Annotated in this window: 12 protein-coding genes; 11 read left to right on the top strand and 1 reads right to left on the bottom strand. The window is 38.1% G+C overall.

Going from position 1 to position 13,807, the window contains the following annotated elements:
• Positions 1 to 25: 25 nt before the first annotated feature.
• The 4 genes from KUA48_RS00170 to KUA48_RS00185 are packed head-to-tail and all read left to right on the top strand — an operon-like array spanning position 26 to position 4,635.
• A complete protein-coding gene (locus KUA48_RS00170; RefSeq protein WP_153094295.1) occupies positions 26 to 1,150 on the top strand; it encodes a glycosyltransferase family 4 protein in 1,125 nt (374 codons plus the stop codon).
• 9 nt (positions 1,151 to 1,159) lie between these two features.
• A complete protein-coding gene (locus KUA48_RS00175) occupies positions 1,160 to 2,479 on the top strand; it encodes an O-antigen ligase (protein ID WP_153094294.1) in 1,320 nt (439 codons plus the stop codon).
• Positions 2,451 to 3,374, top strand: a complete 924-nt coding sequence (locus tag KUA48_RS00180) for a glycosyltransferase family A protein (RefSeq protein ID WP_153094293.1) — start codon at positions 2,451 to 2,453, stop codon at positions 3,372 to 3,374. Before KUA48_RS00175 ends, KUA48_RS00180 begins: the two co-directional genes overlap by 29 nt.
• 4 nt (positions 3,375 to 3,378) lie before the next feature.
• A complete protein-coding gene (locus tag KUA48_RS00185; protein ID WP_218433734.1) occupies positions 3,379 to 4,635 on the top strand; it encodes a Coenzyme F420 hydrogenase/dehydrogenase, beta subunit C-terminal domain in 1,257 nt (418 codons plus the stop codon).
• A gap of 15 nt (positions 4,636 to 4,650) precedes the next feature.
• Here KUA48_RS00185 and KUA48_RS00190 read toward each other — a convergent pair whose 3' ends face one another.
• Positions 4,651 to 5,874 carry a transposase gene (locus KUA48_RS00190; protein ID WP_264960474.1) on the bottom strand — a complete coding sequence of 408 codons (1,224 nt, stop codon included), beginning with the start codon at positions 5,872 to 5,874 and terminating at the stop codon, positions 4,651 to 4,653.
• Between the two features lie 178 nt (positions 5,875 to 6,052).
• Here KUA48_RS00190 and KUA48_RS00195 point away from each other — a divergent pair, with 178 nt between their 5' ends.
• From KUA48_RS00195 to KUA48_RS00225, 7 genes are all read left to right on the top strand, one after another.
• Positions 6,053 to 7,090 carry a polysaccharide pyruvyl transferase family protein gene (locus KUA48_RS00195; RefSeq protein ID WP_218433225.1) on the top strand — a complete coding sequence of 346 codons (1,038 nt, stop codon included), beginning with the start codon at positions 6,053 to 6,055 and terminating at the stop codon, positions 7,088 to 7,090.
• Positions 7,091 to 7,097: 7 nt separating this feature from the next.
• Positions 7,098 to 8,204, top strand: a complete 1,107-nt coding sequence (locus KUA48_RS00200; RefSeq protein ID WP_153095214.1) for a glycosyltransferase — start codon at positions 7,098 to 7,100, stop codon at positions 8,202 to 8,204.
• A 48-nt stretch (positions 8,205 to 8,252) separates the two neighbouring features.
• Positions 8,253 to 9,353: a glycosyltransferase family 4 protein gene (locus tag KUA48_RS00205; RefSeq protein WP_218433223.1), complete on the top strand. Its 1,101-nt coding sequence runs from the start codon at positions 8,253 to 8,255 to the stop codon at positions 9,351 to 9,353.
• A gap of 41 nt (positions 9,354 to 9,394) precedes the next feature.
• A complete protein-coding gene (locus KUA48_RS00210) occupies positions 9,395 to 10,138 on the top strand; it encodes a WecB/TagA/CpsF family glycosyltransferase (protein ID WP_218433221.1) in 744 nt (247 codons plus the stop codon).
• 69 nt (positions 10,139 to 10,207) lie between these two features.
• Positions 10,208 to 11,323, top strand: a complete 1,116-nt coding sequence (locus KUA48_RS00215; protein ID WP_153073457.1) for an MraY family glycosyltransferase — start codon at positions 10,208 to 10,210, stop codon at positions 11,321 to 11,323.
• A gap of 208 nt (positions 11,324 to 11,531) precedes the next feature.
• On the top strand, positions 11,532 to 12,863 hold the full coding sequence (locus KUA48_RS00220; RefSeq protein WP_218433219.1) for an AAA family ATPase: 1,332 nt from the start codon (positions 11,532 to 11,534) through the stop codon (positions 12,861 to 12,863).
• Positions 12,844 to 13,632, top strand: a complete 789-nt coding sequence (locus KUA48_RS00225) for a hypothetical protein (RefSeq protein WP_218414654.1) — start codon at positions 12,844 to 12,846, stop codon at positions 13,630 to 13,632. The genes KUA48_RS00220 and KUA48_RS00225 overlap by 20 nt, the downstream gene beginning before the upstream one ends.
• Positions 13,633 to 13,807 lie beyond the last annotated feature (175 nt).

The following is a 13,807-nucleotide window of genomic DNA, read 5'->3' on the forward strand; positions in this document are numbered from 1 at the left end:
CATCATGATTGTTTTTTAGTAACTTATGAAAATATTAGTAACAATTCCGTGCCTCTTGACTGGAGGCACGGAAATACAGACCCTAAATCTGGTGCGTGCATTGGTGAAGGGAGGACATCAGGTGACAACAGCCTGCTACTTTGAACACACCGAAAATATGGTGAAGCAGTATGAAGAAGTGGGTAGTAAAGTGGTACTCTTTTCAAAAGCAGGAGTACGATTGGGAGGAGTGAAGGGAATCTTGTTCCTCTTGAAAAATTTATGGAAGATTAAATTATCTCTTAGACCTGATGTTGTGCATGTACAGTATATGGCACCTGGTGCCATTCCCATCATCCTGTTAAAACTGATGGGGCAGAAGAATATCGTTGCGACAGCTCATACCAATGCTGATGTATATGGAGTAAAAGCAATGAAACTATTAAAGTTTTTGCAGAGTCATGTATTGAGAGCTTTTACCTGTATTACACTTAGAGCAGAGAAAAACTTCTTTGGGAGTTGTTCTTTATTTGATTCTTCTATCTGTCGTATTCCTGCTCATGCTCATTATACCATATATAATGCCTTGCCTGGTTATATTCAGATTACTGATAAAAAAAGAGAAAATAAGAATATTATAACCATTGGTGTGGTGAGTCGTTTGGAGCATATCAAGGGTATGGATCTTATAGTTCCTGCTTTTGCCAAAGTATATGACAAGCATAAGAATGTTCGTTTGTTGGTGGTAGGGGATGGTTCCTTGCTGAAACAAATGGAGGAAGATGCTAATAGGTTGCATCTTAAAAATATAATAAAGTTTGTTGGAAGGCAAGAACAAGCAGCCTTGCAATCATATTATGATAAAATAGACGTGTTATTAATGCCATCTAGAAGCGAAGGCTTCGGCCTGACGGCAATAGAAGGTATGGCACGTGGATGTGTGCTGGTAGCTAGTAATACAGGAGGCTTGCCTGAGGTAGTAAGAGAAGGGTATGTTGGATTACTTCATCAACCGGAATCGGTAGATGATTTGTCTAATAAAATCTGTTGTCTTTTAGAAAATCCAAAACTTTTAGAGCAAATGCGCTCTCATTTATCGGATTATGTGCATCAGTTTACCTTTGAAAGGTATGGTGATTTGTTTAATGATTTATATTCTAAATTGAAATAAGTAGTAATTATGTCATTAATTATAAACTTGATAGTTGGTTTGATTGCTTTCTATTTTGCTTATATGTATGCCACGAGAAAGCCGATGTTGGTAAAAGTGCCATGGTATGAGGGATGGAAATATGAGTGCAATCAACCATTAAGCTTTTTGATATACAGTATATTGACAGCAATGTTATTCCTTGGTCCACTTTCTTTGGTGAAATACGGAGTATGGATAGTTATATTGCTGTTGATGATGTATAGAGGGGCTTTCCGATATCGTTTTAATATGGTACTTGGAGCATATACCTTGTTTGTGCTATGGAATCTTTATACAATGACTTATACTCCATATCCAGAACAGGGATGGATGATGATCTTGAAGTTTTGTCTTCCGTATCTTTATTTTTGGTTGGGATACAATGCCATCCAATGTGAAGATGATTTCTATGTTTTCTTAGAGAAAACTTGCTGGATATGCTGTGTGTATGCACTCTTTTTAGGAGGTATTATATCTAATACATTACCAAATTTAAAAGCTTTGTTTACTTTTAGAGCTGGCGGTCTTTTTATATCGTATGCTTCATTGGCTGACTTTTTTGCTATTTTGTTTTCTGTTTTCTTTATTATGTATTTTGTTACTAAGAAAAGAAAATATTTATGGATGGCAGGTTGGGTGTTTCTCTCAACGGTTGTAGATAGTGTAAGAACTGGCATTGGTGCTTCAGTATTAGGTTTGTCATTTTTTTATATGATATATAAAAAAGGAAGATCCATACCTTATATAGGTTTGATGGTTATACTTTTTATCACTTCCATTTTTGCCGTTCCTGAGGTAAGAGAAAAAATGTTTGGTTCCAAGGCTTCCACAGTGTCTGTTGGTTCTGCATCAATGGATCAAGTCGAAATGAATGGTCGTAATTTTATGTGGGAGAGAATTATGAACCATGCTTATTATGGACATGAAACGATGGGAAGCGGTTGTGGTGCAGCTTTAGGTTGGCTAAAGGAGCAGGCTGATAAGGATAATGGATTGCGTTTAATACATTCAGACTGGGTACAAATGTTGTCTGAGTCGGGAAATATTGGACTTGGCATATTTATCTTTTTTGTTATAGTTATGCTTTTTGTTGTGTTATCTGAAACCTGGAAATTCAAAGGTTGTGAAATTGTAACTTTTGCAGGCGCTTTGACCGTTGCTTCTTTTGTGGCTTGCTTTTTTGCAATGGGATTTGATAATGTTATCACTTATGCTCAACAAAGCTATGTGATACCATTTATTTTTCTTGGGATATTTTATAAAATTAAAGATTTAAATAATGATTTCAGTAGTAATACCTCTATATAATAAAGAAAAGCAAATAGCTAAAACGCTTCAGGCAGTTTTGGATCAGACATATAAAAATTATGAAATCATAATCGTTAACGATGGCTCTACAGATGGAAGTGTTAGTATTGTGAAAAGTTTCTCAGATTCTCGCATTCAATTGATAAATCAAGAGAATGGGGGAGTGGGATGTGCTCGTAATCGAGGTATAGAAGAATCTAAAGGTGAATATATTGCATTTTTAGATGCTGATGATATGTGGCATAAAGACTATCTTCAAACACAAATTGATTTAATCAATAAATATCCTAGCTGTGGAATTTGGGCGACAGACTATTTATTGAAAAGTCCTAGTGGAAAAGAAGTTAATACAATAATTAATAATTTGAGCTTTAAAGGAGAAGATGGCATTATCGACAATTATTTTAGGGTTGCTTCAACATCTACTCCTCCATTATGGACATCTGCGATTGTCTTGAGAAAAAGTATAATACAGCAGATAGGTGGATTTCCTGTAGGATTGCCTTTAGGAGAGGATTTATTAACTTGGGCAAAGATGGCTCTATGTTCTCAAATAGCTTATAGTAAGAAAGCGCTCGCAGTTTATTGCATAAGAGATACTCATAGCTTTGATCAACGTCCTATGAAAAGGATATCTAAGGAAGATCCTGTAGGGGTAGAGCTGCAGAAAATATATTCTCAAAATAAGACAGTAGAAGGATTAAGGTGTTATTTGTCTAGTTGGCATAAGATGAGAGCCTTTGATGCAATGAGAAATTGTCAAAGGCTTCTTGCTTGGAATGAGTCTTTTAAGGCATTAAAATATAACTTGAAGAATTTCAAGATATACGCTATTATATTTTTGTCTGTTTTGCCAGAATCTTTAATGCATCTGTGTCTTAAATTAAAAAAATAATAGAATGATTGATATCGGAAAAAAATGTTGTGGGTGTAATTCTTGTGCTCAAAGTTGTCCTAAACAGTGTATATCAATGTCTGAGGATAATGAAGGCTTTCTTTATCCTTCTGTAGATACAAACCTATGTGTTGGGTGCCATTTGTGTGAAAAGGTATGTCCTGTATTGAATATTTCATCAGGTCAATATCCTATATCATGCTATGCTGCTAAAAGTCCTGATGAGCAAATCAGAAAAGAGAGTTCTAGTGGAGGAATCTTTTCTTTGTTGGCTCAAAAAATTATAGAAAATGGTGGGGTCGTTTTTGGAGCTGCTTTTAATAAAAAGTGGGAGGTTGTTCATTGTTACACAGAAACATTGGAAGGCTTAAACTCTCTTAGAGGGTCTAAATATGTACAGAGTAAGATAGGAAATGCATATGAGCAAGTGAAAACTTTTCTGAAAAATGGACGTTTAGTCCTTTTTTCTGGAACCCCTTGTCAAATTGCTGGCTTGAAAACGTTTTTAAGGAAAGATTATGAGAATCTTATTACCCTAGATTTCGTTTGTCATGGAGTTCCTTCGCCTGGTGTTTTTAGATGGTATCTTCAAGAGCAAATTTATTATTACGCTGCTCGTAAGAGCAGCAAAAATTCTGTTTTTCACTCCTCTATTCTTTCTATTCCCAAAAGGGAAATTTATTTTCCTGATGGGGTAGAATTAGATAATGTATTTTTTAGAGACAAACGGAAAGGTTGGAAAAAATACTGTTTTTCTCTCCTCTTTGCCGAAGCCTCGGCTGATGGCAAAAGAAATACTGTTTCTTTCTCCTATGTGCTTAATGAATGCAAATATTTAGACGGCTTCTTTAATGATTTATATTTACGGCCTTGTTGCTATGGGTGTAATTTTAAGGGCTTGCGCTCTGGTGCAGATATAACAATCGGGGATTTTTGGAACATTCATACGTATAATAGGAAATGGGACGATGACAAAGGTGTTTCTTGTGTGATAGTTCAAAGTAAAAAAGGTAAAGAGCTCTTTAGTAAGACAGATAGTGATACGATAGAGGTTCCTTATGATGTTATAACTTTAAGAAATCCATCCATAAATCATTCTGCAAAAATAGATAAGACAAAAAGAGAAATATTCTTTGCAGGTCAGAATAAAGAATTGTCTTCTTTAATTGATAGTTTATGTAAACCAAGTTTTAAACAACGGGTCTATAAAGAAATATATAACTTATTAGAAGTTGTTGGTTTAATGACAATAGTTCGTTAATAATTCAATAATGTGCTAAGCAGCTGTACGCTGTAAGCACGAGAGATCTTTGAAAATCTTGCTAATTAAAGTTCGGTTCGGGGTGTACCCGCTTGCTTTAAAAATTCGTTTCACCAGATAAATGTTGGTCATCAGTGACTTGAATGAAGACATAGAATATTCCATTCCCATCTCCTTCATAGTTACCTTGGCAACATTTAGTGATGTGAACGAAGCATTGAAAGCAAAATCGAGTTTCCACTTATCGCGAGCCTGGCAGTCCATAAGACCAGTATAGCCTTTGGCGTCACGAAAGCAAAATTCGATCTGGAACCTGGTTCTATAATAAAGAAGTACCTCTTCACCCGAAAGTGAGGTGTCTGTAGAGAAGAATAGTTTCTTCTTGCCATTCGGCATCTGCCAGATGACAAGTCTAACTTTACACCTGAGTGCCTTGGAATAGGCTATCAAAGTATAAGCTGTTCCTTCTATATCTTTCATCTCCATCTTCTCCATTCGAGTGAGGTCAAGATTCTTCATATCAATCTTGCCATCCTTGGTCTTGGGGCGACCACGTTTTCCAGTACGTGGACCAGCATAGACATAAAAGAGACAAGCATTGTCACGAAAGCGGCTTATCAAAGAGAACCCTTCTTTCTTTATCCCATTAACAAATGTACTTGTAGAGAAGTAAGCATCTGCAACTATGAGGGTTGAGAGTTTGAGAAGTTCCTTGCGGTAACGCTTAATGACGCTGATATAGAAATCTACCATAGTCTTGTTTCTAAGACTCAGTTCTTTATTACTTAGCGACTGGTGTGCTTTTAACATCATGCAGTCTTTGGCATCAATATAAATGAGGACAATACCCATGATTTCGAGACCATGTTTAACAGACTGTGCACATCCCGACCAAAAACGACCGATATGTGGAGTCTTCTTGCCAGCTTTGCTGATGTAGCTGGGATCAATGGCAATAGCCCATCTTCCCTGTTTACCAAAGAAGCGCTTGGCAAGTGAGACATTAAGTTTGAGCCAGTCAATGCTTTTCGACTTTTTTAAGCCGAATGCGTTGCGATAGGTTTGCTCAACATGCGAGCCATACCTCCCCATTTGGGTGAAATTTATCTTTCTTGGTATTACCATGAACAAAATTATCACCTCGATGAGTATTTTCTCGAAACTTTTTGTTAACTTTGCAGCCGAATCTTCAACTGCATCTTTAAAGATATCCATATATTGGTCAAGTCCTGTATTCATATAATTTTGCGTTTGTTGTGATTTGCAAAGTTACTGAAAATCAGCGACTTGACCAACTTTTTATAATTAAGTTTTCATAAGCACTTCTTAATATAAGTTATTGATTTACAGACGATTAAATATTAATTTAACGCAGTATTATAATGAGAATTATTCACTTAATAAAATATTATAAGCGATGAAAGTAGGCATATTAACTTATCATTGGGCAAATAATTATGGTGCTGTTTTACAGGCTTATGCATTATTGAGCAAGTTAAAAGAAATGGGACATGATGCTTACATAATAGACAGAATTCGTACATTTTCTGGTTGGCGACGCTTGTATCATAGTTATTCTTATAAGCATTACTTTTCTTGGTATAGATTCTTGAAATTTAATAAGGAGTTTTTGGCTCCTAAAACACCACTCTGTACATCTACAAAACAATTGATAGCAACTTTCCCATCTTTACATTTTGATGCTGTTATTGTTGGTAGTGATCAGGTATGGCGAGAGTCCTTTATGGGGCACAACTATTTCCTTGATTTTGTTTCCGGTAATTGTAAAAGAATATCCTATGCAGCTTCTTTTGGTCTTTCTAAATGGTCATTAAATGAGGCTTTTACTTTAAAGGCAAAACAGCTGATGCAACAGTTTGATAAGGTTTCTGTTCGAGAAAAATCAGGAATTGAAATATGTAAAAATGTATTTAATGTTGATGCAGAACTCGTTATAGATCCAACGTTATTATGGGATGCTAGGTTCTATGAAGAGAATTTGTTGGATAAAGTTTGTCGTGTAAAGGAACCTAAGGTAGTAGCATATATACTTGGTGAAAACAAAGATCAAAATGTTGCTGCTAAAAATATAGCGCAAGAAGAAAATATTTGCTTTGTTGATTTGTGGAGTCAAAAATCTTTAGTTCAGGGTCATTATACTGTTGAAGAATGGTTAGGCTATATACGTGATGCAAAGTATGTTATTACTAATTCTTTCCATGCAACTGTCTTTTCTATATTATTTCATAAACAGTTTGTTGTTCTCAATAATAAAAGTGGTGGTAGTGACAGAATCTCAACGCTTTTGAATTATCTTGGTCTTCAGCATTTATTTGTTGTTACTACTGGTAAGGATATGTATAAGGCTTTAGGTACACAAATAGACTATCATCATGTAGATAGATTATTGGCGAATTTGCGAGATGTTTCTTTGAGTTTTTTAAAAAATATATAGTGTTGTTATGAAAAAGAAACTTTTAATCTTCCACCCTATTGTAGCCCCATATCGTATAGACTTGTTTAATTCGTTAGCTAAGCATTACAATTCACAAATCTGCTTATTTTGGCGTAATTTGAGGGATCAGACATTTGATTATAGCAAGATAGAAGAGCAATTTGATTTTGAGCCTAGTTATATAGTGAAAGAAGACATGGGCTTATTAAAATGGATGAAGGCTATTTGGAAAAAGTTAGATACTTCCCGTCCCGATATAGTTTTAGGAGCTGAATTTGGAATTCCTACTATTTTAATCATCTTGCATAAAATTATCACGAGAAGGCATTATAAAATCGTTATAATCAATGATGATAGTTATGATATGTTGGTAAATAACAATCCATTTACTAAGCGACATGCTAGGGCTGTAAAGGCAATGATGCCTTTTGTTGATGATGTGATCAATGTTGAGCCTAAGGTTGCAGCTTATAATCAGAAAAAATATCAGAAGGGAATATATTTCCCGATTATCTGTGATGATGTGATTGCCAAGAAAAGATTAGAGCGTGTGCTTCCGATTAGCCAAAACTATGTGAGTGAATATCATCTTGAAGGCAAAAAGGTTTTGTTATTTGTTGGTCGATTGGTGGCTTTAAAGAATGTGAAGTTTGCTCTACGTGCATTCATAAAAGCTAACTTAGATAATACCATATTTGTGATTGTTGGTGATGGACCAGAAAAAGAAAAACTAGAGAAAATTGCAGCAGGTAATCCTGCTGTTATTTTTACGGGGCGTTTAGAAGGGGATGAGTTATATGCTTGGTATAATGTAGGTCAAGTCTTTACGTTGCCAAGTTACAAAGAACCTTTTGGCGCTGTTACCAATGAAGCTTTAGTTGCTGGATGTAAAGTATTGATCAGCAAGGATGCAGGAAGTAACTGCCTTGTAAAGGATGGGAAAAATGGATATATCATTGATCCACATCATGAAACAAAATTTATCGAAAAGTTAAAGCTTGCTTTTTATAGTATGAAGCCTTTGAAAATGCAGTTGGTAGTTAAGGAAAATATGATGGTTAGCAGTTTTGAAGAGCATATTAAATCTTTATATGCTCGTATGGAGAATTTATAGTTTTTGAAGGATATCTTCAAGCCATGCGATTAGCATAATATTTTATCTATGAATAAACAAAGAATTCTTTTTGTCCTACACCTGCCGCCACCCGTACATGGTGCGGCTATGATGGGAAAGTATATTCATGATAGCCGTGTTATCAACGAGGCTTTCAAGTGTAAGTATATCAATCTTACTTCTGCCAAAACCTTGCAGGATATTGGTAAGGGAGGAGTGATGAAGTATATCAAGTATCTGATGCTCTTGTGCAAGGTAGTGCTAATGGTGATTACCTTTAGACCACAGCTTGTATATGTTACTCCTACGGCTTGTGGCGTTGCCTTCTATAAGGACTTTCTCGTGGTGCAGCTTCTGAAACTGATGGGAAGAAAGGTGGTGGTACATTACCATAACAAGGGTGTCGTAACCCGACAGGACAAGAAGCTGGATGACTGGATGTATCGCAGATTCTTCAAAGGAATCAAGGTTATCCTGTTGGCTGATGCCTTATATGAGGATGTGAAGAAATACGTGAAACGCGAACAGGTGCTGATTTGTGAAAATGGTATTCCTGGTAACGCAGTTGATGCAAAGGATATCACTAGAGAAAATACGACGCCTAGAATCCTCTTCTTATCAAACCTATTAATAGCTAAGGGTGTTCTTGTACTTCTTGATGCTTTAAAGATGCTAGATGATAAGAAGTTGAATTTTACCTGTGATTTCGTTGGAGCAGAAACCAATGAGATTGATGCGCAACGTTTTCAAGAAGAAGTGGAAATGCGAAATCTGCAAAACAAAGTAGCTTATCTTGGAAAGAAATATGGTGAAGAGAAAGAAGATCTGTACAAAAAGTCTGATTTCTTCATCCTTCCTACCTTAAACGAATGTTTCCCTCTTGTCTTGTTAGAGGCTATGCAGCATGCTTTGCCATGTGTTGCCTCAGATGTTGGTGGCATCAGCAGCATCATCCGTCATGGCGAAAACGGCTATCTGGTGGAGATGAATAATCCAATAGCTCTTGCTGATAGCATTGAAAAACTATTGAAAGATGCTGATTTAAGAAAGAATATGGGAGAGAATGGATGGAAGAGATTCAAAAGTGATTTTACTTTGGAGGCTTTTGAAAAACGAATGGAATTCTGCTTGAAAAAGGCTTTGAAGTAAAAAAATACGGAGCGATATATAGAGAAAGAAAGTAATATTTTATGGAGAAATACTTTAATATCAACTATGAATTCTCGCCTCGGGAAGTAGGGCGAAGAATCGATGAACAATTATCAAAAAACGAGTCTGACTATATATGCGTGGCGGATGGAGTAATCCTAAACAACGCTAATAGAAAGCCAGACTACTTAAAGATTGTAAATGGCGGTATGTTTGCCATCTGTGACAGCGGATATGTGCCGCTCTACATCAAATGGCTGTATGGTAAAAGGTATCCGCAATACTGCGGTAGCCAGATTTTCAAGGACTTGGTCAGTTTGCAGAAATACCGGATGTTCTTTATGGGTACCAATCAGAGAACACTCGACGGGTTAAAAGAGAACCTGAAGGCGATGAACCCGAAGGTAGAGAACATGAGCTTCTATGAACTGCCCTTCAAGGCTGTGGATGAGTTTGACTATCCTGCCATCGCAAAGATGGTGAACGAGGATGGGGCGGATATCATCTGGGTGGCGCTGGGCGCTCCGAAACAGGAAATCTTTATGAGCAAACTGAAACCTTATCTGAAAAGAGGGGTGATGATTGCCGTGGGGGCTGCCTTTAAGTTCTACAGCGGACAGGATGAGAAGCGTGCGCCGAAATGGATGCTCGATGCTCATCTGGAATTTGTATATCGCATCTTCTGCGACCCGAAAAAACAGTTGAAGAGATGTGGCTGGATTGTGGTTACCCTGCCTATGCTGCTTTATCAGGAGTGGAAGCGTAAACGTTTCATGCAACTATAGATAATGCAGCTATAGATAATACATTATAGAAAATGCAATAAAAAGTAACAATTTAGACTATTTACTTTTATGATTGAACCAATTTATATTTTCCTGCTGGTAGCACTTGTTGTGTCTGTCACCATCGCCATGCTGGTGTTGCCTAACATCCTCCTTATCTCGCATAAGAAGAAACTCTTTGATATGCCGGATAAGAGAAAGGTGCATCATGCGCCGGTTCCCCGTCTGGGCGGACTCTCGTTCTTCCCTGTGATGCTTATTACCATGGGCGGCCTGGTGCTGATATATCATCTGATGGGACTGAGCAGCGGGTCGATGCACGGGGAGGTGCCTTATGAGTTTTTGGCCCTGCTGGTGGGTAGCATGATGCTGTTCCTGGTGGGACTTGCCGACGACCTGATTGGAGTGGGGTACAAGAAGAAGTTCCTGGTGCAGATAGTGGCGGCATCACTGCTCGTGGCTTCGGGCGTGTGGATTAAGTCGCTCGACGGACTCTTCGGAATCTATCAGTTGTCGCCATGGGTGGGCATGCCTTTCACCGTGCTCATCGTGGTGTACGTAACCAATGCCATCAACCTGATTGACGGCATCGACGGACTGGCTTCCGGACTCTGCGGCATCTCGCTGGTGGCTCTGGCGGGGCAGCACATCTGGCTGCATCTGTTTTCCTTTGCCCTGCTCTGCATTACGGCGCTGGGTGTGATTATCCCTTTCTGGTTCTACAACGTGTTTGGAAATGCCATGAGGGGCAGGAAGCTCTTTATGGGCGATTCGGGTTCGCTGTCGCTGGGCTACATCATCAGTTTTCTGATGATTCACCTGAGCACGGTGGATGTGAGCCCGCATGTGGTGTCTGACTACAACATGGTGTTTGCCTTTACCACGATGCTGGTGCCGCTGCTCGACGTGGTGAGAGTGGTGGGTCACAGACTGAGAAACAGGCAGAATCCGTTCTTGCCTGACAAGAGCCACATCCACCATAAACTGCTGAGATGCGGACTGAGGGTGAGACAGGTGATGGTGGCTATCTGCCTGCTCTCGCTGATGTTCATCCTGCTCAATTTCCTGATGATCGGCCACGTAAACATCACGTATATCCTGGGCATCGACATCGCTGTATGGATAGTGTTCCACCTGGTGCTGGATGTCATCCTACACACCAGGAGGGCGGAAATGGATATTTAATCCTCTATATTTAAAACTATGCTATTCCCGGCTCTGAGATTCAAAAAGGAATCTCTGGGCCGGGATTTTTGCGTTTGTGGGGGTAGTGGATGGGGGCGTGGCTGCATGGGGAAAGTGTGATGGCTTTTCGTGTTAAAAACTATGAAATCTTAGGTGTTTTCATATAATAGTTGTACCTTTGCGAAAATAATTATAAATGATTGAATAAATGAGCAAGTATCGTTTTTCTATATGTAGCTATCATGCTATCAAGGAGGCTGATATCATAATAGATGGTATCACCGTGCTGGCAGGACCAAATGGATGTGGTAAGAGTACTATATCTAGATGGTTATATTATATGATAGATATTGCTACGGATTTTGACTCCTATCTGGTTAAAGGATATAAAACAGAAATAAATTCATTGCTGCAAAATATCACTCGTGCTATTAGGGAAATGTGGGGACTACATAGAGGGATTAACAATGGTCTGAATATTTTGCAATCTGTTGACGATTTAAAACTCGATGATAATTTCTCATTAGACTCAATAGGCGAATACTCTGGCAAGTTACATTTGTTTATAGGTGAATTTGCCTCACAACTAGATAAATTCTTGAATGCTGAGAATGTTCAAGAACAACGAAAAGATAGAGTTCTTAATTTCTTGAATCAGAATTTAGATGGTGAGGAAAAGGCTAGAAATGCTCAAACTTTTGCTGAGTTGATAAGCCTACAGGTAGATAAAATGCAGCAAGAGGTATTGTATAAAAGCGAGGATCGCTCCTTGACAGATGTCTCGTCTTTTCTTCATACATATCTATATGAAGATGAGATGGTTCCCGTTAAGATTGCCTTGCAAGAGGAAGGGGTCAACATTATATCTGATGGGAGAATAGGCTCTCTCTTTAATCTGGACAAAGCGATTTACATAGACACTCCAATGGCTTTCGGCTTGGATGACTTCCTAAAGAATGTGTTTTGGCAAAGATTAAGAAAATTAATGCTAGAGGAAAATGGTTGTCATGATAAGCAAAACATACGTTTGCTGTATCGCATATCAGAAATCCTAAATGGAAAAATTAATGTTTCTGACAGTTTGTTGGGCGATAAAGAAATGTATTATGAGCGCAAGGATGGCAAGCTATTGCTTCCTTTGGATAAAATCGCTACTGGTATGAAGTCGTTTGCCTATCTTTTCCAGTTGATAAAGAATGGTCATTTAGATGACAAGACGGTTCTAATGATAGATGAGCCGGAAGTTCATTTGCACCCTCAGTGGGTTGTTGTTTTTGCTAGATTATTGATTCTTATCCGTAAATCGTTGGGAGTAAAAATAGTCTTAGCGAGTCATAATCCTGACTTTGTCGCTGCCATCAAGGCAATAGCCAAAAAGGAAGAAATCTTGGCTGAAACAAACTTCTATTTAGCTCAGAGTGTGGATGATGATGGGTTTCAGTATGCTTTTAAGCCTCTTGGCAGTGACATCGAACCTATCTTTAATTCGTTCAATATAGCATTGGAAAGGATTCAGCAATATGGCGATACAGATTTTTGATAATGAGTGTGTAGAGTCGCACCCCATTTATGAAAAGGCTGGGGCGCTACTAAGTGACGTTTGTAAAAGGGATTATAAAGATAATTTTTTTGACGAGCGAATCGAATGTTTGGACATGGATACTTATGAGGTTATGATTTGTAGTGGGCAAAAGCAAGCTACAATGGATGCGGTAATAGGTATCGCTGATTACGAAAATAACCATAAGACAAACTGTAAGCTGCTAATGGTTGAGTTGAGACTGGGGTATAAATCGACTGAAGGACTAGAGGCTGCTAGCTTGAATCGTAAAGTATCGCATACTCTTGAACTGTTGAATCCTGCTGTTTGTCTAGTTTCTGACAAGGCAATATTTGTTTTTGATGATTTACTGTGTCAACAAGCGATTCATTGGATGTTCTCTAAAAGGTATTCCAATGTTTCAAAAAAGGAGTGGGTGGTGATGAGTCCCACGATGTTTTGCAAGGCCTATCTCGCACCAGAAGATTTGCCTTATCAGCCAATCCACGATTTTGTAAAAGGCAAGGCAGACTTTGCAAAGATGTTGGAGAATAAATCTTGGCAACAGATCTATAAAACTCTTCAATGGTGGGGAAAAGCTTATTATAAGTATTGTTACATAGCAGAAGAGGCAACTCTGATAGCTAGTCTCATCTCGGAAGTATGGGAGAATCTGAAGTCTCACAAGCATGAAATGACAGATGATGTTCTTTTAAGTTTAAGTATTTATGCAGAGGATTATCCAGTTTTTAATTTAGATGAAATTTAATTCTCTATATTTAAATATATGCTGTTCCCGGCTCGGAGATTCTATGGAATCTCTGGGTCAGGATTTTTGCGTTTGTGGGGGTGGTGGATGGGGCGTGGCAGCATGGGGAAAGTTATATGATTGGAGAATGTGTAAAAATATATAAAAAGATAAGCCAAGAAGGGCATTTCTGAGT

The organism is Segatella copri (genome assembly GCF_019249795.2).
GTDB classification, from domain to species: domain Bacteria; phylum Bacteroidota; class Bacteroidia; order Bacteroidales; family Bacteroidaceae; genus Prevotella; species Prevotella copri_B.

Excerpts from the sequence above, each read along its gene's own strand:
- KUA48_RS00185 (WP_218433734.1), top strand. The coding sequence starts at position 3,379 with ATGATTGATATCGGAAAAAAATGTTGTGGGTGTAATTCTTGTGCTCAA.
- KUA48_RS00200 (WP_153095214.1), top strand. The coding sequence starts at position 7,098 with ATGAAAAAGAAACTTTTAATCTTCCACCCTATTGTAGCCCCATATCGT.
- KUA48_RS00195 (WP_218433225.1), top strand. The coding sequence starts at position 6,053 with ATGAAAGTAGGCATATTAACTTATCATTGGGCAAATAATTATGGTGCT.
- KUA48_RS00205 (WP_218433223.1), top strand. The coding sequence starts at position 8,253 with ATGAATAAACAAAGAATTCTTTTTGTCCTACACCTGCCGCCACCCGTA.
- KUA48_RS00220 (WP_218433219.1), top strand. The coding sequence starts at position 11,532 with ATGAGCAAGTATCGTTTTTCTATATGTAGCTATCATGCTATCAAGGAG.
- KUA48_RS00215 (WP_153073457.1), top strand. The coding sequence starts at position 10,208 with ATGATTGAACCAATTTATATTTTCCTGCTGGTAGCACTTGTTGTGTCT.
- KUA48_RS00210 (WP_218433221.1), top strand. The coding sequence starts at position 9,395 with ATGGAGAAATACTTTAATATCAACTATGAATTCTCGCCTCGGGAAGTA.
- KUA48_RS00170 (WP_153094295.1), top strand. The coding sequence starts at position 26 with ATGAAAATATTAGTAACAATTCCGTGCCTCTTGACTGGAGGCACGGAA.
- KUA48_RS00225 (WP_218414654.1), top strand. The coding sequence starts at position 12,844 with ATGGCGATACAGATTTTTGATAATGAGTGTGTAGAGTCGCACCCCATT.
- KUA48_RS00175 (WP_153094294.1), top strand. The coding sequence starts at position 1,160 with ATGTCATTAATTATAAACTTGATAGTTGGTTTGATTGCTTTCTATTTT.
- KUA48_RS00180 (WP_153094293.1), top strand. The coding sequence starts at position 2,451 with ATGATTTCAGTAGTAATACCTCTATATAATAAAGAAAAGCAAATAGCT.
- KUA48_RS00190 (WP_264960474.1), bottom strand. The coding sequence starts at position 5,874 with ATGAATACAGGACTTGACCAATATATGGATATCTTTAAAGATGCAGTT.